The sequence below is a fragment of the Candidatus Kosakonia sp. 282A-S69 genome (assembly GCF_029433855.1).
GTDB classification, from domain to species: domain Bacteria; phylum Pseudomonadota; class Gammaproteobacteria; order Enterobacterales; family Enterobacteriaceae; genus Kosakonia; species Kosakonia cowanii_A.
This window is the reverse complement of record NZ_JAROAU010000005.1, coordinates 244,725-244,996: the sequence shown is the minus strand read 5'-3', so window position 1 is coordinate 244,996 and position 272 is coordinate 244,725. Positions and strand designations below refer to the sequence as shown.

Annotated in this window: 1 tRNA gene and 1 other RNA gene; both read left to right on the top strand. The window is 49.6% G+C overall.

The window, feature by feature from the left end:
* The first annotated feature begins 4 nt into the window (after positions 1–4).
* A non-coding RNA gene (locus PU683_RS22185) (RtT sRNA) lies at positions 5–175 on the top strand.
* A 20-nt stretch (positions 176–195) separates the two neighbouring features.
* A tRNA-Lys gene (locus PU683_RS22180) sits at positions 196–271 on the top strand.
* Position 272 lies beyond the last annotated feature (1 nt).

Genomic DNA, 272 nt, shown 5'->3' with positions numbered 1-272 from the left:
TCGTTAGCTCAGTTGGTAGAGCAGTTGACTTTTAATCAATTGGTCGCAGGTTCGAATCCTGCACGACCCACCAATGTTGATAATTGGTGAAGGTGTTGAACGTGAAGGATAACGTTGCTTTAGCAACGGCCCGGAAGGGCGAGGCGAAAGCCGAGTCATCCTGCACGATCCACCACTTCGAAGAACCCCTGTAAAGGGTCGTTAGCTCAGTTGGTAGAGCAGTTGACTTTTAATCAATTGGTCGCAGGTTCGAATCCTGCACGACCCACCAA